General features: G+C 59.6%; 23 protein-coding genes and 2 pseudogenes. 14 read left to right on the top strand and 11 right to left on the bottom strand.

The annotated features are described in order from the left end of the window. Nucleotides 1-191 precede the first annotated feature (191 nt). Nucleotides 192-1,214 (bottom strand): hypothetical protein, encoded by a 1,023-nt coding sequence (locus tag ACQRBV_RS24240; RefSeq protein WP_411984631.1) that lies wholly within the window; start codon nt 1,212-1,214, stop codon nt 192-194. 652 nt (nt 1,215-1,866) lie between these two features. On the opposite strand from ACQRBV_RS24240, the gene gabP reads away from it, so the two are divergent. Next, a complete protein-coding gene (gabP, locus tag ACQRBV_RS24235) occupies nt 1,867-3,273 on the top strand; it encodes a GABA permease (RefSeq protein ID WP_411984630.1) in 1,407 nt (468 codons plus the stop codon). Here gabP and ACQRBV_RS24230 read toward each other — a convergent pair. Then, nucleotides 3,240-4,175, bottom strand: coding sequence for a LysR substrate-binding domain-containing protein (locus ACQRBV_RS24230; protein ID WP_411984629.1), 936 nt, complete (start codon nt 4,173-4,175; stop codon nt 3,240-3,242). The two genes, gabP and ACQRBV_RS24230, sit on opposite strands and share 34 nt — an antisense overlap. A gap of 98 nt (nt 4,176-4,273) precedes the next feature. On the opposite strand from ACQRBV_RS24230, the gene ACQRBV_RS24225 reads away from it, so the two are divergent. Continuing rightward, nucleotides 4,274-4,603, top strand: a complete 330-nt coding sequence (locus ACQRBV_RS24225) for a nuclear transport factor 2 family protein (protein ID WP_198763521.1) — start codon at nt 4,274-4,276, stop codon at nt 4,601-4,603. Beyond that, nucleotides 4,600-5,382, top strand: a complete 783-nt coding sequence (locus ACQRBV_RS24220) for an SDR family oxidoreductase (RefSeq protein WP_411984628.1) — start codon at nt 4,600-4,602, stop codon at nt 5,380-5,382. Before ACQRBV_RS24225 ends, ACQRBV_RS24220 begins: the two co-directional genes overlap by 4 nt. Before the next feature lie 207 nt (nt 5,383-5,589). On the opposite strand, the pseudogene ACQRBV_RS24215 reads toward ACQRBV_RS24220, so the two are convergent. The 3 genes and pseudogenes from ACQRBV_RS24215 to ACQRBV_RS24205 all read right to left on the bottom strand — a co-directional run. Further along, nucleotides 5,590-6,024, bottom strand: a pseudogene (locus ACQRBV_RS24215) (methyl-accepting chemotaxis protein); the annotation flags it as partial. Nucleotides 6,025-6,126: 102 nt separating this feature from the next. After that, a pseudogene (locus tag ACQRBV_RS24210) lies at nt 6,127-6,813 on the bottom strand (PAS domain-containing protein); the annotation flags it as partial. Between the two features lie 288 nt (nt 6,814-7,101). Continuing rightward, nucleotides 7,102-8,007, bottom strand: coding sequence for an AraC family transcriptional regulator (locus tag ACQRBV_RS24205; RefSeq protein WP_411984627.1), 906 nt, complete (start codon nt 8,005-8,007; stop codon nt 7,102-7,104). A gap of 99 nt (nt 8,008-8,106) precedes the next feature. On the opposite strand from ACQRBV_RS24205, the gene ACQRBV_RS24200 reads away from it, so the two are divergent. Continuing rightward, nucleotides 8,107-8,844, top strand: coding sequence for an SDR family oxidoreductase (locus tag ACQRBV_RS24200; RefSeq protein WP_411984626.1), 738 nt, complete (start codon nt 8,107-8,109; stop codon nt 8,842-8,844). Between the two features lie 365 nt (nt 8,845-9,209). Next, the gene (locus ACQRBV_RS24195; protein ID WP_060755381.1) at nt 9,210-9,791 is read left to right on the top strand and encodes a DedA family protein; all 582 of its coding nucleotides are present in this window, start codon (nt 9,210-9,212) and stop codon (nt 9,789-9,791) included. Nucleotides 9,792-9,856: 65 nt separating this feature from the next. Here the strand turns inward: ACQRBV_RS24195 and ACQRBV_RS24190 are convergent, their stop codons facing one another. Both ACQRBV_RS24190 and ACQRBV_RS24185 read right to left on the bottom strand, forming a co-directional pair. Further along, nucleotides 9,857-10,306: a GNAT family N-acetyltransferase gene (locus ACQRBV_RS24190; protein ID WP_205345549.1), complete on the bottom strand. Its 450-nt coding sequence runs from the start codon at nt 10,304-10,306 to the stop codon at nt 9,857-9,859. Between the two features lie 317 nt (nt 10,307-10,623). Further along, complete coding sequence (locus ACQRBV_RS24185) at nt 10,624-11,790, bottom strand: MFS transporter (protein ID WP_060755380.1); 1,167 nt, start codon at nt 11,788-11,790, stop codon at nt 10,624-10,626. Nucleotides 11,791-11,884: 94 nt separating this feature from the next. On the opposite strand from ACQRBV_RS24185, the gene ACQRBV_RS24180 reads away from it, so the two are divergent. Both ACQRBV_RS24180 and ACQRBV_RS24175 read left to right on the top strand, forming a co-directional pair. Then, nucleotides 11,885-12,778, top strand: a complete 894-nt coding sequence (locus tag ACQRBV_RS24180) for a LysR family transcriptional regulator (protein ID WP_060755379.1) — start codon at nt 11,885-11,887, stop codon at nt 12,776-12,778. 172 nt (nt 12,779-12,950) lie between these two features. Then, the gene (locus tag ACQRBV_RS24175; protein ID WP_411984625.1) at nt 12,951-13,667 is read left to right on the top strand and encodes a class I SAM-dependent methyltransferase; all 717 of its coding nucleotides are present in this window, start codon (nt 12,951-12,953) and stop codon (nt 13,665-13,667) included. Between the two features lie 203 nt (nt 13,668-13,870). On the opposite strand, the gene ACQRBV_RS24170 is transcribed toward ACQRBV_RS24175, so the two are convergent. From ACQRBV_RS24170 to ACQRBV_RS24160, 3 genes are all read right to left on the bottom strand, one after another. Beyond that, on the bottom strand, nt 13,871-15,103 hold the full coding sequence (locus ACQRBV_RS24170) for a phophatidylserine decarboxylase associated domain-containing protein (RefSeq protein ID WP_411984624.1): 1,233 nt from the start codon (nt 15,101-15,103) through the stop codon (nt 13,871-13,873). Continuing rightward, the gene (locus ACQRBV_RS24165) at nt 15,067-15,315 is read right to left on the bottom strand and encodes a hypothetical protein (protein ID WP_411984623.1); all 249 of its coding nucleotides are present in this window, start codon (nt 15,313-15,315) and stop codon (nt 15,067-15,069) included. Before ACQRBV_RS24165 ends, ACQRBV_RS24170 begins: the two co-directional genes overlap by 37 nt. A gap of 91 nt (nt 15,316-15,406) precedes the next feature. Then, nucleotides 15,407-15,994: a LuxR C-terminal-related transcriptional regulator gene (locus ACQRBV_RS24160; RefSeq protein WP_090371786.1), complete on the bottom strand. Its 588-nt coding sequence runs from the start codon at nt 15,992-15,994 to the stop codon at nt 15,407-15,409. 129 nt (nt 15,995-16,123) lie between these two features. Between ACQRBV_RS24160 and ACQRBV_RS24155 the strand changes: the two genes are divergently transcribed. The 3 genes from ACQRBV_RS24155 to ACQRBV_RS24145 are packed head-to-tail and all read left to right on the top strand — an operon-like array spanning nt 16,124 to nt 20,203. Then, a complete protein-coding gene (locus ACQRBV_RS24155) occupies nt 16,124-17,302 on the top strand; it encodes an acetyl-CoA acetyltransferase (RefSeq protein ID WP_060755375.1) in 1,179 nt (392 codons plus the stop codon). A 3-nt stretch (nt 17,303-17,305) separates the two neighbouring features. After that, a complete protein-coding gene (locus ACQRBV_RS24150; RefSeq protein WP_090371783.1) occupies nt 17,306-18,838 on the top strand; it encodes a class I adenylate-forming enzyme family protein in 1,533 nt (510 codons plus the stop codon). A 45-nt stretch (nt 18,839-18,883) separates the two neighbouring features. Beyond that, nucleotides 18,884-20,203 (top strand): MFS transporter, encoded by a 1,320-nt coding sequence (locus ACQRBV_RS24145; protein ID WP_411984622.1) that lies wholly within the window; start codon nt 18,884-18,886, stop codon nt 20,201-20,203. A gap of 160 nt (nt 20,204-20,363) precedes the next feature. Here ACQRBV_RS24145 and ACQRBV_RS24140 read toward each other — a convergent pair whose 3' ends face one another. Then, nucleotides 20,364-21,230 (bottom strand): LysR family transcriptional regulator, encoded by an 867-nt coding sequence (locus ACQRBV_RS24140; protein WP_411984621.1) that lies wholly within the window; start codon nt 21,228-21,230, stop codon nt 20,364-20,366. Between the two features lie 93 nt (nt 21,231-21,323). On the opposite strand from ACQRBV_RS24140, the gene ACQRBV_RS24135 reads away from it, so the two are divergent. The 4 genes from ACQRBV_RS24135 (at nt 21,324) to ACQRBV_RS24120 (ending at nt 24,062) form a co-directional block, all read left to right on the top strand. After that, nucleotides 21,324-21,872: a DUF4865 family protein gene (locus tag ACQRBV_RS24135; RefSeq protein ID WP_198763064.1), complete on the top strand. Its 549-nt coding sequence runs from the start codon at nt 21,324-21,326 to the stop codon at nt 21,870-21,872. A 94-nt stretch (nt 21,873-21,966) separates the two neighbouring features. Next, nucleotides 21,967-22,521, top strand: a complete 555-nt coding sequence (locus ACQRBV_RS24130; RefSeq protein WP_411984620.1) for a histidine phosphatase family protein — start codon at nt 21,967-21,969, stop codon at nt 22,519-22,521. Between the two features lie 57 nt (nt 22,522-22,578). After that, complete coding sequence (gene cobF / locus ACQRBV_RS24125; RefSeq protein ID WP_411984619.1) at nt 22,579-23,334, top strand: precorrin-6A synthase (deacetylating); 756 nt, start codon at nt 22,579-22,581, stop codon at nt 23,332-23,334. Nucleotides 23,335-23,342: 8 nt separating this feature from the next. Beyond that, nucleotides 23,343-24,062 carry an alpha/beta hydrolase gene (locus ACQRBV_RS24120; protein WP_411984618.1) on the top strand — a complete coding sequence of 240 codons (720 nt, stop codon included), beginning with the start codon at nt 23,343-23,345 and terminating at the stop codon, nt 24,060-24,062. Nucleotides 24,063-24,130: the final 68 nt, after the last annotated feature.

Here is a 24,130-nt window from a genome sequence, read left to right as displayed (position 1 = left end):
CGCAATATCCTCTGAACTAACAGCGTACAGTTTTTTCAGTCCTGCCGCTGTCTGAATTACTATCCTTTCGAGGAGAAACAAAGTGACTACTTTTGGCCGACTCCCGTCCGTCGTGACAGGCAGAGGGCGACCCAAAGCGGACAATAACGATTAAGCTAACAAACGACCAATGATCAATTTAATATGCCGTGTCACGTTTTCTCAATTTTTATATTGTACTTGTTTTCCATGTAAGAGATGAATTCTTCGATGGCTAATGAGATTGCATCAAGGATATGGGTGTACGCCTCTTTGGTTAGGCTCCTGTCTATTGCAAAGTGGTGGACAATGCCGTGGCGATACTGGATTATTTCTGAGATTCTATTCTCGAGAAATATTATTGATTGTCCGATACGTTTCTTCTTGAATAAGATATTTCTTACGTCAATGTTTAGCCAGTCTTTGTATGCTTTGTTCAGCTGCTCAAGATTTTGAAATGTGTAGCTTTCCGCTATTATACTTTCAATGCTTTGTTTGTTTCTATGTACGTTTAGCGCTGTAGTGAAATCAATTTTTGCCTTGTGCGTTTCTCTTTTTTCTAAGGCGTGTTTGTCGTAAGTAATTAAGATTTGAAATGCTTGCGAGAAAAAGTATTCAAACATTGCAACTGCGAATGGTACTAACCCGTTATAAATTATCCGGCTAGGATCCATGCTGTTTGCGAGCTCATTGAATTCGTCAATTTTATTGCCGGTTTTTTTGAGTGGGGTTATCGATGGAGGAGGGAGCGCATATTTAACTGATGATATTTGCTGGGTGATATGTTGATATATTCCGGATATTCCTCTGCTTATTGGAGTACTTTTATCCTCCCATAATGGCGCATATTTATTGGTGCCGTAGTCGCCCTTTATTGTTCCGCCAAACCTTTTTCTCGCGCCTCTGAGAACTTCGTTTAGCATTGCGACATCGTGCCAGCTTGCACTGTATAGGTTTCGCACATGTAATGCCCAGCCGTTTTCAGTGATTTTTTCCTCTTCTGTTGATATAGGATAGATGTCAGCCGAAACACCATCGATAGACTTAAAATCTTGGCTATCGAACCATGAATAATTCAGTGTCCCCTTGGGCCAATCCCAAAAGTGGCCGCACCTCACAAAGCCAAGGTTTTCTAGGTATTCACCAAGCTCTTTCCGAGATGCCTTCTTGGGGTACAGGGTAACGTCTCTTCCCATAATTCGTTAGTTCCAGAAAAGCTAGTGTGATTGCCACATTACTATAGGTATGGCAACACATGTGGCGTATAAAATTCCAGGTCCATGCGTAGCCCCCTTGAGCCAGTTGAGTCCAGCGTTAGAAACGCGACGCGGGCAGCGGACAAAAAGCGAAAAGATCTGCACGGATGTTACGAAGTCGTTGGTAGTGTGTCTATGGTTGAGTCTGGGTTGATTGCCCCCTACGTAAGCGTCCGCTTTTGGCCGAAAGTCGCCATTCATGAGCATCCGCTTTTGACCAATCCCTCCCAACCATCAGAAGGTTGAAATCGGTAAACAGCGGACTCTCAGCGATCACCCTCGTTAAAAGAACACTCAACAAGCCAATATAATTATCCTCAGTCTCTTGTGACCCGCCGGTTCCCACCGCGAACAAACCCTCCTGACGTGTCGATATCAGACATGACCATGGCGCAATCAGGCTACTCAGTCAGCGCATGGGCCAAGTACTGTGAAGTGTCTTTCCACCAAACCGACCACATCATGACGATGGGTCCGATAAGAACTGCGGCGGTTGTACGGGCCTCTTTTTCGGGAAGCTCACCAGGCCGCGATAGTCATCGTTAACTGACTCCACTCGCCAAATGTCGATCAGCAGAGAATAAAAAAACCAATGATCAGCCCGAACTCAATGGATTCGAGTAGCCAATTGGCGCAGGGCTTCAAGCCTCGTCATGTCACCATGTTGTCCATCGCCGGAATCATCGGCGCCGGTTTGTTTGTGGGGTCCGGCCATGCCATTGCGGCGGCGGGCCCGGCGGTGCTGCTGGCTTATCTCTTCTCGGGGCTGCTCGTGGTGCTGGTCATGCGCATGCTCGGCGAAATGGCGGTGGCCAATCCGGACACCGGGTCGTTCTCCACCTATGCCGACCAAGCCATCGGGCGCTGGGCTGGCTTCACCATTGGCTGGCTTTACTGGTGGTTCTGGGTGCTGGTGATTCCTATCGAAGCGTTGGCGGCCGGGCATGTGTTGAACCAATGGTTTGCGCAGGTCGATGCCTGGTTGTTCGCGTTGGGTTCGATCATTGCGCTGGTGGTGACCAACCTGTTCAGCGTGTCCAAGTATGGTGAGTTCGAGTTCTGGTTCGCCATGGCCAAGGTGGTGGCGATCATCGGCTTCATCGGTGTCGGCTTTGCGGTGTTGATGGGCTGGGTGCCCGATCACGAGGTCAGTGGGCTGAGCGGCCTGATGGCTGAGCACGGCGGGTTTGCGCCCAACGGCCTGTCGGCGGTGGTCGGCGCTTTCATCACTATCATGTTCAGCTTTATCGGCACTGAAGCGGTGACCATCGCGGCAGCCGAATCGAATAACCCGGCGCAGAATATCGCCAAGGCTACGCGCTCGGTGATCTGGCGTATCGGCGTGTTTTACCTGCTCTCGATCTTTGTGGTCATCTCCGTAGTGCCCTGGAATGACCCGCTGCTGGCCTCGGTAGGTTCTTATCAGCGCGCCCTGGAAATCATGAACATCCCCCATGCCAAGTTCATGGTCGACGTCGTCGTGCTGATTGCCGTGGCCAGTTGCATGAACTCCTCGATCTACATCGCCTCGCGCATGTTGTACTCGCTGGGGCGTCGCGGCGATGCGCCCAAGGCCCTGAAGGCGACCTCTGCGGCAGGCGTGCCGCGTGCAGCGGTGATTGCCAGTACCGTGCTCGGTGCGTCGATCACTGTGTGGAGCTACTTCATGCCTGCCGGACTGTTCGAGTTCCTGCTGGCCAGTTCCGGCGCGATTGCCTTGCTGGTGTACCTGGCGATTGCGGTCTCGCAGTTGCGTATGCGCCGTCTATTACGCCAGCGCAACGTCGAGCTGACGTTCCGTATGTGGCTGTTTCCATGGCTGACGTGGCTGGTCATTGTGTTCATCTGCGCAGCGCTGGCGGTGATGATGTTCACCCCGGAGCACCGTACCGAAGTCACCACCACCATTGGCTTGGCCCTGGCGATTTCTTTTATCGGCTTGATGACGTCGCGTGACCCTGGGCCTCAGAGTCTGTCAGCAGACCTCGGCGGCGTTTGATCGAACGGCTCGCGATCCAACAGGCAGTCAATGAATGCACCGAGGGCAGCCGGTCTGTGCCGCCTGTTCGAGTAGTAGAGAAACAGTCCCGGACGTGTGATCGACCAGTCTGCAAGCACCTGAACCAGCTTTCCTTGGGCCAGGAGTTCACCCACGCCGTCTTGCTCAAAATGGTAGGCGATGCCGAGGCCTTGCAGCGCCGCTGCAACGCCGATATCAGGGTGATTGGTGACAACAGGGCCATCCACCGCGATTTCGAACAACTGCCCTCGTTTCTTGAACTCCCAGCGATAGGGTTTGCCGTCCGACTGAAGCCGCCAGTTGATGCACGCATGTTCGTGCAAGTCGACGGGGGAGTGGGGTGTGCCTCGATGCGCGAGATAATCGGGGGACGCCACGGCCATCATCTTCAAGTCGGGGGTGAGCCGAACGGCAACCATGTCTTTTTCAAGTTGCCCACCTACGCGGATACCCGCGTCAAAGCGGCCGGCGACGATGTCTGTCAGCGTATCGTCAACCACGATATCGAGTACCACATCAGGGTGTGCATGCTGGAAGCGTGACAGCCTGGGGGCAATGATGGTCCTTGCTGCGATCCCGAGCGTGTTGATGCGCAACGTGCCACTCATCTGACCTGTGGTCTCGCTGGCTTGGGCCACGGCTGCGGCGATCTCTCGAAACATCGGGGCTATGCGCGAGTAGAGTTGCTCGCCACTCGCCGAGGGCGCGACGCTTCGAGTCGTGCGGTTCAGCAGGCGTGCGCCGATACGGTCTTCGAGCTGTCGGATGGTCTGGCTGAGTGCAGAGGGCGACAGGCCCAGGTGCTCTGCGGCTCTTGCGAAGCTTTTACGCTCCACTATGGCGACAAAGGCCTTTAGCTCAGCAAATTCTGATCCGCGCATTATGCATTGTTCTCTAAATAGCCAATGCTGATTTTGGAGGATTCTTGAAAGGATCGCCAGGGCACATCCTATGAGCCGTCCCAATCAAGGAGTCCCTCATGTCAGTGCTTACTCTTCCAGATCCCATCGCCGCGTATTTCGCCGCGGATAGCCAAGGCCCCGATGCCGTCGCTCGCTGTTTCACCTTGCAGGGCGTGGTCAGAGACAAGGGGCAGACCCACACCGGCCGCGATGCCATCGCGGCATGGAAGGCCGAGGCATCAACCCTTTACACCTGCACTACGGAGCCTTTCTTGATGGAACGGATGGGGGATGTGATTGCTGTTCACTGCCACGTGGCCGGCAATTTTTCAGGCAGCCCGATTGATCTCAAGTTCTTGTTCCGTCTTGAGCAGAATCTGATTGCAAGCCTGGAGGTTACCCTATGAGCCTGGATCTTCGGCTTAACGCGCTACGGGCGGTGGTGACCGGCGGCACGAAGGGCCTTGGCGCCGCCGTTGTACAACGCCTGGTGGAGGCCGGTGCACGCGTGGCGACATCAGCGCGCGTCATGCCGGCACAAGCGGTGGAGGGTGTCACTTACATCCCGGCGGATCTGACGACGTCCGCAGGCGTGGCGCACCTCGCACAGGCAGTTCACAAGGAGTGGGGCGGGGTCGATGTGGTGATCAATGTGCTCGGGGGTTCAGAGACCCCCGGTGGCGGGTTTGCTGCCCTCACGGATGAACACTGGCTGGCGGAACTGAACTTGAATCTGATGCCCGCAGTCCGTCTTGATCGAGCCCTCTTGCCCGCCATGCTTGCCCAAGGTTCAGGTGTGATCATTCACGTGAGCTCGATCCAGCGCCTGATGCCTCTGCCCGAAGCCACCACCGCCTATGCTGCCGCAAAGGCGGCCCTCACCACGTACAGTAAGTCCCTTGCAAAAGAGGTCATGCCCAAAGGCGTTCGTGTGCTGAGCGTCGCGCCAGGGTGGATTGAAACCGAAGCGTCCGTAAGGCTGGCAGAGCGGCTGGCGGCCCAGGCTGGAACAGATTACGAAGGCGGCAAGCGCATTGTCATGAGATCGATCGGCGGAATTCCACTGGGCAGGCCAGCCAAGCCTCAAGAGGTGGCCGATCTGATCAGCTTCCTGGCGTCACCGCTTGCCGCCTCGATCTCGGGGGCTGAGTACCGTATCGACGGGGGGACCGTGTCTACGCTTTGACCGACGGCCCTGGATCAGGTGAGTAAAGTCGGGAGCATTTAAATGCTTGGGCGGGGTGTGCACCGGCGTCCGCATGTTGGGCCGCGTGGAAATAGCTGGGGCCAGCTGATTTTCAAGGACTTGCTCAACTTCGACTGAAACGACCCGGCCTCGTGGGCCAAGGGCCGTCCCAGCCTGAGCGAGGTCGCCTGCGGCCCACCTCGCTCGCTAAGCCAACTGCGTCGCAAACCGGCCCACCGCATCGACCACTTGCTTGGCGCCATCCTGAATTTCAACAATCACCTGGCCTGCCTGTGTGGCCAGTTCAAGACCTTGTTCAGCCTGATTCTTGCTGTTTGCCATCTCCGCAACGGTCTCATCCACCAGCTTCTGGTTTTGCAAGACGACCGAGGCGATTTCTTCCGTGGCCGTGCTGGTGCGTCCAGCCAGTTGGCGAACTTCATCCGCCACCACCGCAAAACCTCGCCCTTGCTCACCTGCGCGAGCCGCTTCAATCGCAGCATTCAACGCCAGAAGATTGGTTTGCTGGGCGATGCTGCTGATCGTCTGGATAATCGAGCTGATCAACAGTGACTGTTTGCCAAGCGCTTCGACTCCCCCGGACGCAGCCTGCATATCAACGGCGATTTTACGCATGGTGTGCATCGTGTCGTTGACCACGACTGCGCCGCGTTGAGCGCTGACATCCGTTTGCTGAGATATTTCAAATGCGGTCTGGGCCGCTCCGCTGACTTCCTCTTCACGGGCGACCTGATCGGTCACCACCGTGGCAAATTTCACCACTTTGCAAAGGTTGCCTTCGGTGTCGTAAACCGGGTTGTAGGTGGCTTCCAACCATACGGTTTGGCCGTGACTGTCTAAACGTTCAAACCGGCCGGCCACAAATTCACCCCGGTTCAACGTTGACCAGAAATCCTTGTAGGCCTGGGACGAAGTTTCCTCTGGTTTACAGAAAATACGGTGATGGCTGCCTTTTGCTTGTGCCAGGCTGTAGCCCATCGCCTGTAGAAACCGCTCATTGGCCGTCAGCACATGCCCGGAAAGATCGAACTCGATCACCGCCGTCGAGCGAAGCAACGCCTCAATGAAAGAGGCGTTTTCCGATGCTTTTTCTACGCGGGAGGTAATGTTCGTGGCGTAGCACGTGATGTGGCTCAACTGGCCGCTCTCATCCGTGATGGGCTGCCAATGGGCATGAATCCACACTAACGAGCCATCGGCATGCAGGTACCGGTACTCATCGGTGATGGACTTGCCTGCGGCCACTGCCGCGCGAAAGTTATGAAAGCATGGCAGCTTGGAAACGTACTGCGGCACGATCTCGGCCATGGGGCGGCCTGTCAGCCGGTCCGGGGTATAGCCCAACGCATTGGCAAAGTTTTCGTTGCAGGCCGTAATTTTGAAGGTGGAATCGATACTTAGCCTCAGCATTTCACGGTTCAAACCATCGCGCAGTTGGCGCAGCTCCGACAGCTCGCTTGCCTGCGCTTCAAGCTGCTTCTTGAACTTGTTGTTGAACATGGGAAACCGCCTCTTGAGTGATACCAATCCTATCGGCCTATCAAGGTGCATATTGAGGCCATCCATGGGGAAAACGGATTCAGATGAACACAGCGTAGTTGAGCAAAATTTTTGTGAAAGTCCGAAATTGCGTAAGCCGATCCCCCGTGTCCTGGCCGTGACGAGAAACAGCTGCCAGACCACTATTGTTTCCGGGGATCATTCAGCGATGACTGCTTGCCAATAGCGTCCAGGCGTAATGCCCGTATAGCGTGTAAAGGCAACACTGAAGGCGCTCACGGAGCTGTAGCCGACCCGTTGCGCGATTTCGGCAATGCTGTCGTCTCGTGTACGCAGCAGGTTTTTGGCCAGGGCCATTCGCCACGTCAGCAGATAGGTCATGGGGGCCATGCCCATCGCTTGTTTGAAGCGCTCGAAGAAGGTGGAGCGGGAGAGGGCCGCTTCTCGGGCCAGTTGCACCACTGTCCATGGCTGGTTCGGGCGCTCATGAATTCGGCGTATTGCCACCGCCAGACGTTCGTCCGCGAGCCCGCGCAACAGGCCGGCGGGTGCGGTTTCGGTGGCGGTAGACCGCAGGGCTTCGATGAACAGCACTTCAAGCAGGTGTGCCAGGATGACATCCCGCCCCGGGCGCTGCCCACGCGCTTCCTCGGTGAGCAGTTCCACCAGCACGGTCAGTCGGCGTTCGCCGCGAACATGGATCAGTTGGGGCAGCAGGGTTATCAGTAACTCAGCGTCCGGCGAGCCGAAGGTGCAGTGGCCTACCAGTAATTGAACGTCGGCCGCAATATCGGGTGTACCCACCAGGATGTGCCGCGGCCGTAACTCTACAGGCACGGTATCGGCGTCTTCGGCGGCCAGCGGCTCGACACTCATCATCGTGAAGTCGTAGGCGGCCGGGATCAGCACGAAGTCACCGGCTTGCAAACTCAGGGCCGGATTCCCGGCCACTGAAAGCCTGCAACCCCCTTCGAGAATCGCGCAGTAAAAGGGTTGCCCGTACACCGAGCGTCGAACGCGCCAGGCGCCGGCACCGGTGACGACCTTGGATAGCGAGGCACCGGGTTGCAGCAGGGTGACGACTTCGGTGAGCGGGTCGAACATCTCGGACTCCTGCGAAAGATTCGCGGACTGGCGATGATATTAAGTCCGACCACGACAGCCTATCGTTGCAGTCCTGTCAATCAACGAATGGAAACTTCCATGAAGACTGTGCTGATTACCGGCTGCTCCTCCGGCTTTGGTCTGGCCACTGCGCAATATTTCCTCGAGCGTGACTGGAAGGTCATTGCGACGATGCGCAACCCGAACGAAAAACTCTTGGACGCCTCCGAGCATTTGCGCGTGCTGCCCCTGGACGTCACAGACCCCGACAGCATTCAACAGGTCGTAAAGGCTGCCGGCCCCATTGATGTGCTGGTCAACAATGCCGGCATCGGTTTGCTCGGGGCCCTTGAAGGCATCTCGATGCAAGCGATTCGTGGCATTTTTGAAACCAACACCTTTGGCACCATGGCGATGACTCAAGCGGTGCTACCGCAGTTTCGGCAACGTAAGTCCGGGGTTGTGGTCAATGTCACCTCAAGCGTCACGATGAAGTCGTTACCCCTGCTAAGTGTCTATACCGCCAGCAAGGCTGCGGTGAATGCCTTCACCGAGTCTCTGGCGCTGGAGCTTGAACCGTTCAATGTTCGGATGAGCCTGGTGCTGCCGGGGCGTGCTCCTACGACAGACTTCGGTAAAAATGCGCAACCACGAATGCAAGGAAGCATCCCAGAGGCTTACTCCGATCTGGCGCAGCGGGTGTTTACCGAGTGGTCGCAATCCACTGTCGTCACTGAGGCCCAAGACGTCACCGAAGCGATATGGCGTGCAGCGAACGACCCCACCTCACCGATGCGCATTGCTACTGGAGCTGATGCCATTGCTCTGGAGCGTTAGCGCAGGCCCTCTGCATAAGATTGAAAAAACAGAGGTTCACGTTCAAGCCCCTGCTGCGGTTAATGGCCTCAAGGTTTGAGGCTCGGGGGATTTTCGCGAGATAGTCATTGTTGCAACCTCATCGTTCATTTTGGTGCGGGGGTGAGACATGGACTGGAGTGACCTTGCGATGAGCCTCACCCTGCTGACGTTGTATTCACGCGCAGTCCGGCATCTCGTGGGGATGAAACCGGCAAATGCTGGCGCGCGCGATGCAGAAATCGTTTCAACTGTAGGTAAGGGAACTTGCTGTGATTGCCGCCGAACTAACGTAGCTAAATATCTATGAACAACCGGACGCGCTCGCATTCCGCAAGAGAGATCGCATGCTCGAACATCTAGACCTCAATGCGCTGATAGCCGTCTACGGCTACTGGGTCATTTTTATCGGCTGCCTGCTGGAAGGCGAAACCGTTCTGATCCTCGGTGGAATGGCAGCCCATCAGGGCACCTTGCAAACGCTGCATGTGATCGGTTGGGCCACGCTGGGCGGCCTATTGGGTGATCAGTTGCTGTTCTGGACCGGGCGTTATTCCGGTGAGCGCTTGCTGCCGAAACTCAAGCGACATCGCTCTGCAATCGAACGGGTCGAGGGCCTGATCCACCGCCACCCCATGACGTCTGTATTCGCCGTACGCTTTCTCTACGGAATGCGCCTTGTAGGCCCCATGGTGATAGGCGCAAGCGGTCTGGCCCCCTGGCGTTTCGCGCTGATCAATGTGCTGAGTGCGGCGATCTGGGCAACCCTGTTCGTCGGCGCCGGATATTGGGCCGGCGAGGCGTTACAGCATTTGCTGGGTGATTTGAAGCCGTATCGCCTGCCGATCTTTCTCGGGGTGTTGGCACTCGTCGCCCTCACGGCGGTAGTGCGGCATTGGCGTCGTCGAGCCAAGGCTTCGCAACGCTGAGGCGGAAAATAAATCCGTCCCTTTTTGGGTCGTTAGCGGCAGCTACTGGTACTGAAAGCAGGCTCTCAAGCAGTCAGCTGCTTTTCCATCGGCTGATAGACCAGCCCGGCAAACTCGCCAACGTCCCCCGCCAACGTAAAACCGTAACGTTCATAAGCGGCCACCGAGGACAACGACGCCCTCACCGTCACCACATTGGTCCTGGCCTGCTCCAGCGCCGCGTTCACGAGGCGCCTGCCAACGCCACGGCGCTGCGAGCCCGGTGTAACGAACAGCATCGTCACATGTCGCCCTTCCTTGAGCTCGATCAGCCCCGTCAAGCGTCCCTCTGCGACACAAACCAGCATCAGGTTGTCACCCACCATTCGTTCGGCAAACGCCTGCTGTGCGGCCACCTTGACGAAGGTTTCCACGCCCTGCGCCGACAGCGAGGGCGCAACCGCGAGCATGAACGCCTCCAGGCACAGGGCGTTGGCGCCGGGTAAGTCGTCGTGAGTCATCTCGCGTATCTGCATGGTCGTCGTCCGTGATTTGAGAGGGCTGTTTATAACAGAACGTCCAGACTTGTGGTGCTTGCTCCCGATAGCGGCGTGTCAGTCAGCTTATTTGTGACTGGTGCCCCACTATCGGGAGCAAGCCCCCTCCCACAGGGTTATGCGGTGTGCAGGGCGCCAGCGCTTGATAATGCAGGTCACTATGCGGCACAAGTGGAATGAGGGTTGGCTTGCCTGCACACAATTTGTGGGAGGGTGCTTGCTCCCGACGGCGGCCTGTCGGTCAGCATATTTATGACTGATGCCCCGCTATCGGGAGCAGTTCCCCCTCATCTTCGTCACACCACTGCTGCTTCCATCGTTCTGGAACGCCAGGCATACGCCAACACCATCAGCAACCCCAGGGCAGCCATCGCCGCTCCGGCCAGGGCAATCGCCGGGTAACCCAGACCCGCGTTGATCACAGCTCCGCCCAGCGCCGCGCCAATCGCGTTGCCAAAATTAAAGGCGCCAATGTTCACCGCAGAGGCCAGGTTGGGCGCGTCCTTCGCTGCTTCCATGACGCGCATCTGTAGCGGCGGCACCAGGGCGAAACTGGCGATACCCCATACCAGGATGGCCAGAGCAGCCGGCACCGGCCAACGCATCAGCAGGGTAAACGCCAGCAAGACGAGAATCAGAACGCTGAGCGAGACGATCAAGGTGCGATCTATCGAGCGGTCCGCGGCCTTGCCGCCCCACAGATTGCCCAGCGTCAACCCCACGCCAAAAAGCATCAGCATGGCAGTGATGTAGGCGGTGGAACCATGGGTCTCGCTGCTGAGGATCGGCGCGATGTAGGTGAAGACGGTAAACATTGCGCTGGATCCGACTACGGTCAGGGCCAACGCGCCCAGCACCGGACCACGCCCCAGTACCCGAATTTCGGCCATTACACCGCCGTTTTGCGGCGTCTTCAGGTTAGGCAGGGCGAACCACAACGCGGCCATGGTCACCACGCCGAGGCCGGTAATTCCCCAGAAAGCGGTGCGCCAACCGAACAGTTCACCAAACCAGGTGGCCATCGGCACACCACCGATGGTCGCCAGGGTCAGGCCCATGAACATCGCCGCAACCGCCCCGGCACGTTTCTCCGGAACGACCACGCTGGCGGCGACGATGGAGCCAACGCCAAAAAATGCACCATGGTTCAGTGAGGTCACCACCCTGGCGATCATGAGGCTGTAGTAATCGGTGGCCAGGGCTGACATCAGATTACCCAGGGTGAAGATTGCCATGAGCCCGATCAGTAGATAGCGCCGGGGAATCCTGCCGGTGGTCAGGGTCATCAGAGGTGCGCCGAGCAATACGCCCAACGCATAAGCACTGACCAGCAAACCGGCGGCAGGAATGGAAACGCCCAGATCCGCAGCGATACCCGGCAACATGCCCATGGGGGCGAATTCTGTTACGCCGATGCCGAAGGCACCGATGGCGAGCGCGACAAGTGGTGGATTGATATGCATGGAAGGCTCCTTATCTGTGCCGCTAATGCTACGATCCAGTCTTTTTAGGCGGTAGTTGGCATTTTTGGTAATCACCTTTGCGCAGGAGGCACAAGTGGACTTCAACGGTAGGTCAGGTGAAATGAGCGTGTTCACCACCGTGGCGCAGGAAGGCAGCCTGTCGGCCGCCGCACGTGCACTGGGCCTGACACCCTCGGCAGTCAGTCGGATCATCGCGCGTACCGAGCAACGTCTTGGCACCCGCCTGCTGTTGCGCACCACCCGAGCGATCACCTTCACTGCCGAGGGCGAAGCGTTCCTGCGCGGTGCCCGGCGTATCCTGGCCGACATGGACGAAGTCGAAGAAGCCATCGCCGACCAAGGCGTTCCCAGGGGGCGATTGCGAGTCAGTGCCGCTCTTGGCCATGGACGGCTGGCCATCGTTCCTTTGGTCGCAGCATTCAGCGCCCGTTACCCGAACATTGTCGTCGACCTCACCCTCGGCGACGAAGTGGTCGACATTCTCGGCGGACAGGCCGACGTCGCGGTCCGCTTTGGCCATCTGCCCGACAGCCCGCTGACCGCGCGCAGGATCGGCGACACCGGCCAGGTAGTGGTGGCATCGCCCGAGTATCTGCAGCGCCACGGTATCCCCCAGGAACCGGAGGACCTGCTACAGCACAACTGCCTGCGCTTCAACTTCCGGCGTGCCGAACCCAACTGGCCGTTCATCCGCGATGGAAAAGAGTTTTCCCTGAAGGTCAGCGGCAACATCGAATGCAGCAGTGGTGAAGCGCTGGCACAACTTGCGCGAGTCGGTGCCGGCATTGCACGTATCGGCGAGTTCACCGTGAGAGGGGATCTGCAGCGCGGCGAACTGGTTCCGCTGTTGGAAGCCTGGAACCCCGGGGACCAGGAACCGATTCATGCGGTGTTCGTCGGCGGGGCGGCTATGCCGGCGCGGGTGCGATTGTTCGTGGACTTCTTGCTGGAACATCACCGGATGTAAGCGCAGGCCCAAGCTTATATTTTCCGGGTGCTCGTGATGTTGAATGAACAATCTTGAGCTCTGGCATTGATGGGGCGGCGTTATTCTTTGCAAGAATGCAATCCATGAAATTAATGAATTTTTATTATCGCCACACATGACCTATGTTGATTCAAGGACATGGAGAACTCCCTTGAACTCATCATCGCCCAACTCAGTTGAAAAGTTCGATAACACCCGTGCCAACGAGTACGGACGCCAGAGCCGCATCGCGCTGGCCGGTTATGACGCCTGTCAGGATCTGGCGGCGTGCATGCTTGCGGCAAGCCTCGGCAGCCGGGACTCGGCAAAAGTCCTGGCAGTCGGTGCGGGCGGTACGGCGCAGGAGATTATCGCGATGGCCAGGCTTGAGCCAGGTTGGCGCTTCACCGCCGTCGACCCCTCCGAATCGATGCTTGAAACCGCGAAGCAGCAGTTGGTCGCCAATGACCTGCTCGAAAGAACCGAACTGGTGCTTGGACACGTTGAAGCACTGGCGCCGGATGAGTCTTACGACGCCGCCACCTTGATCGGTGTACTCCATCATCTCGATGGGGACGAGGCCAAGGGACACATCCTGCGAGCCATTCGGGCGCGTCTGAAACCGGGGGCTCCGTTGATTGTGGCGGGCAATCAATATGCCTATGCCAGCCAGCCGTTACTCCTGGCTGCCTGGGGGCAACGCTGGCGGCAGCACGGCGCCGGCCCGGATGAAGTGAAAGCCAAGCTTGGGAAAATTCTTCAAGGCGCTGACCCTCCGCATTCTGAAGCGGCGGTTCAAAAGCTGTTGCATGAGGCGGGGTTCGGGGATGCGACGCGTTTTTTCAGCAGCCTGTTCTGGAGCGCTTGGTTGACGTGTAAAACCGGCTGAGCAGGGCAGCGTGAGCCGCGGTACAAACCGGAAGTGCAAATCGCCGTCTGTAGGAGCGAGCTTGCTCGCGAAAAACGTCAACGATAACGGCGTGTTGCCTGAATGAACGCGGCGTCTGTGAGTTTTTCGCGAGCAAGCTCGCTCCTACAAAGAGTCTCATCACGCGGGGTCAGACCCCCATTCAAGGTAGTAGTGGTCTGCCCCTAGTGGCTCGGCGCCGACCCCTTGGGTTTGCGCGGGACCAGCGCCGTCGCGATCACACTGCCCATAGGCGTTGGTTTGGGCGCCTGGCGATGCTCCACGGCCTTGACCGCCCATTCTTCCAGGCGCACGCGGTCGCGTTGGAACACCATCACGTGGGTCGAGCCGCCGAACTCGAAGTGACCGATTTCCGTACCGCGCTTGATCGTGACCGGCCTGGCACCTTCGTCGACGATAAACGCCGGTTCAATGATGCAGGTCGACACCTCCACCATGCCGATGCAGATCAACGCCACGTACCCGCAGGCGGGGTGCTCGAAAATAAAGATCGCGCGTGCCGCCACGTGGCCCAGGTAGGGTTGTGACTCGGTGCCTTCCCAGGTGCCCGGGCCTTCCTTCTGGGCCGGGCGTTGGGCGAAGTAAGTCCCGGGCTGTACCCATGAACGCACGAGGGTGCCGTCCAGTGGTGCGTTCCAGCGATGGTAGTGGGTGGCCGACAGGAAGCCCTGGTAAAGCTGGCCGCCTTCAAACAGCTTCGCCAACGTGGATTGGCCGGCGAACAGGTCCAGCAGCGAGTAGTTGACGTCCTTGATCCAGAAGTCGCTTTCAAGGGCGATATCCTTCTGATACTCCCACGGCGTGGTCTCGCAGCCGATATTGACTTGGGTCTTGGCATCGCCCTGGAACGGCCGCGCGCCGGGCACGAACTTGCGGATGAAAAACGCGTTCCACGAATCGAAGCCGTAGCCGGGTTTTTTCGGGTCGCACTCCATCTGGTCCCATACCCCGGCTTTCCAGGCGGCCTTGGAGATCCAGGAGCCCGGTTTCTCGGGGTTGTTGATGTCAAGTTTGTCCAGCGACTGCGGGCTCTTGAGGTAGGCGTTCCAAGTGTCGAGCACCTGCTTGAACTGCTGGTTGAAGGTGGCGTCATGAAACAGCGCAACGCCGGCTTCGGTGGCCATGGAGATCGCCAGGAAGCCATTCATGGGCGTGCCCACCTGAGCGGTGTCGTTGAAGGACGACGAGGTGCTGACGATCTCGTTGAGGATCTCGAAGAAACTGTCGTAGCCCTCGATCCACACCGCGTCACCATCCTCGGTCTTGATCTGGTCGCGGGTATGGGGGGGCAGGGTCATCACGAAGGCGTTGGCCTGCTCGATCATCGACATCACCCACATGCGGTACACGCTGTGGCTGGTCACCCATTGCTTGAAGGCCACCAGTTGCGGCTGCATGGGCGCCAGGGTGCCGGCTTTTTCATCGCGGCGATATAGTTGCGCAGGGGCACCAGGTAATTGGCGGTTGCCCATATGCGGTTGGGCACCCAGAAGCCCATTTGCACGGGGCCGGCGTTGTCCAGAGTGAGCAGGTTGGAGCCGCTGCCCTCGACGGGCGGTGGGGTTTTACGCGGGAGAGTGGCAGGTGAAGAACGATCAGAGTGCGCCATGGTATTAGTCCTTTAAACATCGCTGCGTGGGAAGCTCCTCTTGAGCAGTGTTCAGCGTAGCCAGCGCGGGACCGGGGTTTGTAATGGTTGGCTATAACCAGCTGCGGCCACCGACGAAAATCATCTTCGACACCAGCTCCACGATGTTCTTCACCTCCAGTTTTTTCATCAGCCGTGCCCGGTGCACCTCTACCGTGCGGTGGGAAATCCCCAGGCGCAGGGCGATTTCCTTGGACTTGAGGCCGTTGACGATCAGCATGGCGATTTCCCGCTCTCGTGGCGTGAGATCGCCGGTGCCGGTGTGAGGGCGGTCCAGGCGTTCGAAGTGCCAGATCATCAGCTTGAACGGGTCTTTGGGGGTGAGGGTGTAGCCATGGGACCGGGCCCAGAACACTTCGCCGCTTTTGTGCTGCATGAAGCGTTCATCGGAGTAGAAGCCGTTTTCACTGTCGAGCAACCAGTCATGGCTGCGCTTGCCGATGGCGTGGTAATCGGCCTGGGACGGGTAAATCAGCAGGGTCAACTGGTTGACCAAGGCATCGCGGGTGTAGCCGAACAGCTTCAGGAATGCTTCGTTGCAGTCGACCATCACGCGATGGCGGGTAACGATCTGTGGCGCAGGCGACAGCTGGAACGCCAGGCGCTCGATATCTTCGAAGAGCGGTTCAAACACAGTCATTGGGCGTCCTGCCTCGTTGTATATCGCTGCGGTTACTACTTATCCATGTAAGTAGTTACACGAATTGGCGAGCGATCCAGGGTGGTTCATTGTAGGGAATGTTTACACCCACACCAGAAGAAATTGAATATGCCTGCTGATTGCGTCTCCATAGTTGCCGCTGGTCATTCGCGTTTTGGTCGCCTGGATGGCACCACCCTTGAGGACCTGATCGTAGAGGTCACCCGCGAAGCCCTGATGGACGCGGCCATTGATGCGGCAGAGATTGACGCGCTGTTTCTCGGCCACTTCAATTCAGGGCTGGTGCCCGACGGCTTTGCCGCCTCGTTGCTGTTGCAGGCCGACCCGGGGCTGCGCTTCAAACCGGCGACCCGTTGCGAAAACGCCTGTGCATCCGGTTCGGCGGCGATCCAGGCCGGGGTCAATGCGATCCTCTCCGGCAGCGCCGAGCTGGTACTGGTGGTGGGCGCCGAGAAGATGACCCATACCTCGACGGCCGCCGTCACCCAGGCCCTGGCCGGTGCCGGTTATCAGAACGACCCGGCCGAAGCCGGCCTGAGTTTCCCGCAATTGTTCGGCCGCGCCGCCCGGCAATACGCCGAGCGCTACCATTGCCCGCTGGGCTCGATGGCCGCCATCGCCACCAAGAACCACACCAATGCCATGGCCAACCCGTTGGCGCAGATGCATCGGGTGATGGATTTCGAGCACTGCAACAATGTGTCCCAAAGCAACCCGTTCGTGGCCGAGTCCCTGCGCCTGACCGATTGCTCGCTGATCAGCGACGGCGCCGCCGCGATTATCCTGGCGTCGCCCAAGCGTGCGCGGGCGTTTCGCCGCGATGTACAGATTCGTGCGCTGACCCAGGTCAACGACACGCTGCCCATCGCCCGGCGCGACATCCTCGCCTTCGAAGGCCCGCAACGGGCGATCCACTCGGCGTTGCGCGGGGCCAACATCACCCTGGCCGACCTGAGCTTCGCCGAGGTGCACGACTGCTTTACCATCGCCGAACTGCTGATCTACGAAGCCATGGGCCTGGCGCCCAAAGGCGAGGGCCACCGTGTGCTCGACAGCGGCGTGGTGCGTGCGGGCGGGCGGCTGCCGGTGAACCTTTCCGGCGGGCTCAAGGCCAAGGGCCATCCGGTGGGGGCGACCGGTGTATCTATGCATGCCTTGGCGTTTCGACAACTGACCGGTGAGCCGATTGGCCTGGCGGTGCCCAACCCCGAGTTCGGCCTGGTGTTCAACATGGGCGGCATGGCGGTGGCCAACTACGCCTCGGTCCTGCACGCGCGGCGCAGCTGAACCATGAACATCGCCCATTGGCTACACGACACCCAACGCCGCCATCCGCAGCGCCCGGCGCTGTTCGAGGGCGCCCGGCAAGTGGCCGACTACGCCACCTTCGCCGCCCATGTGCGCCAGCGTGCCGCCTGCCTGGTGGACCAGCACGGCCTGGTGCCGGGCGATACCGTCGCGGTGCTGATGAAGAACAGCTGCGACTACCTGGAACTGCTCTACGCGATCTGGTGGATGGGCGCGGTAGCCGTGCCGATCAATGCCAAGTTGCATCCGGCGGAGGCGGCGTGGATCGCCGCTGATGCCGAGGCGCGCCTGATCTTTACCGACGGCGGCCGGGTATTCTCGTCGCGGGATTTGCCCGCGCGCTGCAAGGAACTCGACGGTCACGTACTGCCACCGACCCGTGGCTGGCCGACCCTGGCGCAGCCGGTATCGCGCCAGGACCAGGACCTCGCCTGGCTGTTCTACACCTCCGGTACCACCGGGCGTTCCAAGGGCGTGATGTTGTCCCATGGCAACCTGATCGCCATGTCGCTGTGCTACGCCACGGATGTCGACCCGGTCAGTGCCGACGACGCGGCACTGTATGCGGCGCCGATGTCCCATGGCGCCGGGCTCTACAATTTCATTCATGTGCGCTGCGGCGCACGGCATGTGGTGCCGGCGTCCCACGGCTTCGAGGCGGCCGAGCTGTTCGGCCTGGCGGCGCAGTTGGGCAAGGTGTCGCTGTTCGCTGCGCCGACCATGGTCAAGCGCATGGTCGAGCAGGCGCGGCGTCAGGGGTACCACGGCGAAGGCATCAAGACGATCGTCTACGGCGGCGGGCCGATGTACCTGGCCGACCTGCGTGAAGCCGTCGACAGCTTTGGCCCGCGGCTGGTGCAGATCTACGGCCAGGGCGAGAGCCCGATGACCATCAGCGTGCTGCCCCGCGCGGTGATTGCCGACCGCCAACGCCCGGATTGGGACAGCCTGGCGGCGTCGGTCGGGCATGCGCAAGCCTGTGTCGAGATCCAGATTCTCAATGCGCAACACCAGCCGGTGCCGACCGGCGAGCGTGGCGAAATTGCCGTGCGGGGTGCCACGGTCATGCAAGGCTATTGGCGCAACCCTGAGGCCACCCGCCAAACCCTGGTCGACGGTTGGCTGCTGACTGGCGATATCGGCTTTGTCGATGCGGCTGGTTACCTCACGCTCACGGACCGTTCCAAGGACGTGATCATCAGTGGCGGCAGCAACGTGTACCCGCGTGAGGTCGAGGAAGTGCTGGCCCAGCACCCCGAAGTGTTTGAAGTGTGCGTGGTGGGCGAGGCGGATGCGCAATGGGGCGAGTCGGTGGTCGCGTTTGTGGTGACCCGCAGCGGCCAGCCGCTCGACGAGGCTGAGCTGACCGCCTGGTTTTTGGCACGCATGGCGTCTTTCAAGAAACCCAGGAAATACCTGTTCCGCGATGAGTTGCCCAAGAACAGTTACGGCAAAATCCTCAAGACCGACTTGCGGCAGTGGTTGAAAGACGCGAGTATCGCCGCCACTCGCTAGCCCGCGTTTATTCATGGATAGAACAACCGACAAGGAGTCCCTTCGATGGGCATTCACCCGCAAGACACGCTGCGCAAGCGGCGCCGCGCGTTTCTCGGCGCCACCTCCGGCCACTTGATCGAGTGGTACGACTACGGCGTCTACGGCTTTCTTGCCGTGTACATCGGCCAGGCGTTTTTCGTCTCCGATGACCCCACCACCAGCCTGCTGGCAAGCTTTGCCGCGTTCGCCCTGAGCTTCTTCATCCGGCCCTTGGGCGGGCTGTTCTTCGGCCCCTTGGCGGACAAGATCGGCCGCCGCAAAACCCTGATCATGGCACTGGTGATGATGACGGGTTCCACCGTGTTGCTGGGCTTGCTGCCCAGCTACGCGACCCTGGGCATCGCCGCGCCGATCCTGCTGATCCTGGTGCGTTGCGTCCAGGGCTTCTCGGCAGGCGGTGAGATCGGCACCGTCACCAGTTTTATCTCCGAATACGCCGGCCCCGGCCGTCGTGGCTTCGCCACGTGCTGGCTGATGGTGACTGCGGTACTCGGCCTGTTGCTGGGCGGCGCGGTCGCCAATGGCATGACCTGGGTGCTGGGCGCCGATGTGATGCAGGAATGGGCCTGGCGCGTGCCATTCCTGATCGCCGCACCGCTGGGCTTTATCTCGATGTACATCCGCTTGAAGCTTGAAGACAGCCCTGAGTTCCTGGCCCTGCAACGCGCCGGGCAAACCTCGCGGGCACCACTGCGTGAAGTCTGGCAGTGGAAGCGGGCGATTGCCCTGGTGTTCTTTATCATCACCTTGCACAGCTCGATTTTTTACCTGGTGCTGACCTTCGCCTCGACCTACATGGCCAAGATCCTCAAGTTCGACAGCGGCACCACCTTGCTCTATGTGTTTGTCGCGAGTTTTTCGGCGGCCTTCGTGATGCCGTTCGGCGGTGCGTTCACCGATAAGTACGGGCGCAAGCCATTCCTGATGGTGATCGGCACACTGGCGACGCTGGCGATGTTCTGGCTGTTCAAGTCGGCCCCGACCGCCACGCCGGCAACGTTCTTTGCGCCGCTGATGGCGGTGGCGATTCTGTTTGGGCTTTATGCCTCGTCTACCTATGCGCTGATGAGCGAACTGCTGCCGACGCGTATCCGCTCCACCGGGATTGCGGTGGCGTACAACGTGCCGGTGGCGGTGTTTGGTGGCAGTGCGCCGTTGATCTCGACCTGGTTGATCAAGGTGACTGGCGACATCACCTCGCCCTGGTATTTCTATGTGGCCACGGGCGTGGTGTCGTTGATTGCGCTGGTGGTGTTGCGTCGGGAGGACTTTGTGGCCAACGGTAGTCCTGCGCCGGTGCCGGCCAATGCGGCGCTTGCCTGACGGGAGGGGGGGCCGTTAAGGCACAACTCTGTCACTGTGGCGAGGCAGCTTGCTGCCGCTGGGTCGCGAAGCGGCCCCCGCTTTTGCTTTGAAAAGACTGGGCCTGCTACGCAGTCCAGCGGGAGCAAGCTCCCTCGCCACAGGTTACCCGTTGTCCACTCTAGCGCTGCAGCACCCCACGAAAAGTCGCGCTCAAGGCCCGCAGCGTGTCGCGGGATCGCTCGTCGTTGATGCGGCTGTGCAGCTTGACCTCACTGACGGGCAAGGCGGGTAACCCGTATTGCTCGCCGACCTCCACCGCGCCGGCCGGTGCCACGCGGTGTGCCAGTGCGGCCACCCCCAGGCCGGCGCTGACCGCCGCTCCCACGGCCAGCACACCGCCGCCGACAAACACTTCGGTCCAGTCGATGCGGGCGTCATCCAGGGCTCGGGTTGCCAGCTGGCGAACACCACACGGCGCTGCCAGGGTTGCGATGCGCAGTGGGGCATCCGGATTGTGTTGCCACGTCGGCGCGGCAAACCAGCCAAAGCGCTCCACCGCCAATACTTCGCCATCTTGGCGATCGCCTTCGTTACGCACGATGACCGCGTCCAGCTCGTTGCGCTCGAACGCGGCGACCAGGTCGCGAGATGAGGCGATGCGCACTTCAAGAATCACCAGCGGATCGTAGGCGGCAAGGCGGCTGAGCCAAGTGGGCAAATCCGGCCCGGCCACGTGGTCGCTGATGCCGATCACCAACCGCCGCGTTGCGTGGCCGCCCAAGTCACCGAGGGCGCGTTCGTGGGCGTTGAGCAGGGTGCGGGCGGCGCCGATGAACCGCTCACCCTGTGGCGACAGCCGCACATGCCGGGGCGTGCGCTCCAGCAGCCGATAACCCAGGCGTTCTTCCAGGCGCTTGAGCTTGAGGCTGATGGCGGCCTGGGAGGTGTCCAGGGCCTCGGCGGCACGCGTGAAACTGGCGAAATCCGCCACCAGGACGAAGGCTTGCACGGTGTCGATATCCAGCGGTTTGCTCGTATCAGTCATATCGAATACTTATTTCATATATATCCATTGATATCTTGTTGAAATTATAGGCGCTGCGCAAGCTGGCATCTCATCTTGCTCAGGAGTCTCTCCATGTTTGCCAAACAGTATTCACACCGCTTGCCCGCCGACTACGACATGCGCGTGATCCACCAGCGCGCCGCACAATTGGGGCCCTTGTGGGATCACACCGAGGGGTTGCTGTTCAAGGCGTTTATCGCCCAGGAGCGTGGGCAGGCGGCGGGCAATGTCTATGCGTCGGTGTACTTGTGGGCCGACCCGTTGCAGGCGGTCGACTTTTTGCTGGGCGAGCGCTTCCAGAAAGTACTCGACAGCTTTGGTCGACCGCATATCGAGAGTTGGTTGCCGGTGGACGTGGTGCGCGGCCCCGCGTCGGGCGCGGTGAGTCTGTACCGGGAAGAATGGCCGCTGGCCCCCGATGCGGACCGAGCGCAGGTATTGACCGAGCAGAAACGCCACAATCAACAACTGGCTGAGCGCACCGATACGTTTGCCGTGTTCCTGGCCCTGGATGTCCAGGCATGGCGGCTGGTGCGGTTTACGCTGTCAGCCGGCGCGCTGGAGGCGGAGCATCCTGGCATCGGCTATCAGGTCTTGTACCTGGCCCATCCTGGCGCCTAGGCCGACAGGCGGGGCTTCTGATCGTTGTTCGTTGTAACATCGGGAGGACCTCGCCGGTCGACGATGACCGCGCACCGAACCGAAGTGAGCTGTGATGCGAACCACCCGCTTGACACTTATCTGCCATGCCAGCACCCAGGCCCTGAAACGCGGGCGTTTTGCACGGGATGAGCCCGTGGATATGGATTGGCAACAGGCGGCACTCTCGCTGGCGGGTCGATTCAAGCGAGCACCCCGCGTGGTCTGTGGCCCTGAGTTGCGTACATGGCAGACGGCGCGGATGTTTGCCGAGCAGCCGCAAGTCGACCCGTGCCTGCGTGAGTATGATTTTGGTCGATGGCAAGGCCAGCCCCTGGAGACCATCCAGCAGTCCGAGCCCCAAGCCTTGCAGGATTGGCTGGGTGACAGCAATGCCGCGCCACACGGTGGCGAATCCGTGACGCAACTCTGCGAACGCGTCGGCCATTGGTTGCACAACCTCGAACAGACCCCCGGCCATGTACTGGCGGTAACCCATCCGTTCGTGATTCGCGCCGCGTTGCTGCAGGTGATGCAGTGCGCGCCGGCTGCGTTCGGGGCGATTGATGTCGAGCCGTTGTCGTCGACTGAACTCAGGTTCAATGGGCGATGGCGCCTGCGCCTGGAGTGATTTGACCCAGCAGGCCGACAACATGGCAAAATCCACATCCCGCACTGAGAGCACCCCATGAAAACCATCCTGATCATCGGCATTGGCGCCGGCAACCCCGACTACATCACGATGCAGGCCGTGAAGGCGCTCAACCGTACCGATGTGTTTTTCTTGATGGACAAGGGCCAAAGCAAAGACAAGCTGATCGACCTGCGTCGTGAAATCTGCGAGACCTACATCACCGACCCGCGCTACCGTTTTGTCGAGGCCGACTGCCCCGAGCGCGTGCGCGGCGATATCGATTACACCACCGCCGTGCAGGACCTTAACCGCGATAAGCAAGCAACCTTCGAGCGGATGATCACTGAGCAAATGGCGGACGGCGAGGTGGGTGCGTTCCTGGCGTGGGGCGACCCGGCGTTGTACGACAGCACCATTCGTATCCTGCAGGCGATCCTTGCCAGTGGCCGCTGTGCGTTTGAATTCGAAGTGATCCCCGGCATTACCAGCGTGCAGGCCCTGGCCGCCCAGCACAAAGTGCCACTGAACCGTATCGGCCGCTCCATCGAGATCACCACCGGCCGGCGTTTGGCGGCGGGGCAGGCCAGTGATGCCGATACCCTGGTGGTCATGCTTGATGCCGAGGATTCCTACCGCACCGTGGCCGATCAGGACCTGGATATTTACTGGGGCGCTTACCTGGGCACGCCGGACGAGATCCTGATCAGCGGTAAAGTCGCCGAGGTGGCGCCGGAGATCGAACGGGTGCGCAAGGCCGCGCGCCTGGCCAATGGCTGGATCATGGATACCTATTTGCTGCGCAAACCTTGAGGTTGCCCATGTTCAAACTCTTCGCGCTGACATTGGCTTTGCTGGCCGGCACTGCCCAGGCCGACGCTACCTTGCACACCGATTTGCCGCTGTCGTACCTGGAGCAGACCCAGGGTGAGGCGCGCAACCAGCCGTTGGTGATTTTCCTGCATGGGTTCGGCAGTAACGAGGAAGATCTGTTCGGCATCAAGGATGCGCTGCCATCGACCTGGACCTACTTGTCGGTACGCGCACCAATGTCGGTCGACCCCAGTGGCTATCGCTGGTTTGCCAGGAAACCCGGCGACGGTGATTACGATGGCGAGACGGCTGACTTGCAACGCAGCGCCAGGCTGATCGAAGACTTCGTAACCCAGGCCACTGCCAAATATCACACGCAAAGCGATCGGGTGTTTCTGGTGGGGTTCAGCCAGGGCGCGATCATGTCCTACGAAGTGGGCTTGCGAAAGCCCGGGTTGGTGCGGGGGATCGCGGCCTTGAGTGGCAGCGTGTTACCGGTGCTCAAGGCTGAACTGAAACCCGATGCGGCATTGGACAAGCTGGCCATTTTCATCGGCCATGGCACGTTGGATCAGGCGCTGCCGTACACCGCGGCTACGCGGGCCAATGATGTGTTGCTGGGGTTGGGCTTGAAGCCCGAGTTCCACGGGTATATGGGCATGCCGCATACCGTGAGTGAGGCCGAGATACAGGACCTCAAAGCCTGGCTGGAAAAAAGCCTGCGATAGAAATGCGGTCAAAAATGTGGGAGCGGGCTTGCTCGCGAATGCGGTGTATCAGGGGCAGATGAAGTGCC

The organism is Pseudomonas sp. R11F (genome assembly GCF_050312575.1).
GTDB classification, from domain to species: Bacteria; Pseudomonadota; Gammaproteobacteria; order Pseudomonadales; family Pseudomonadaceae; genus Aquipseudomonas; species Aquipseudomonas palleroniana.
This window is presented reverse-complemented; position numbering and strand designations above follow the sequence as displayed.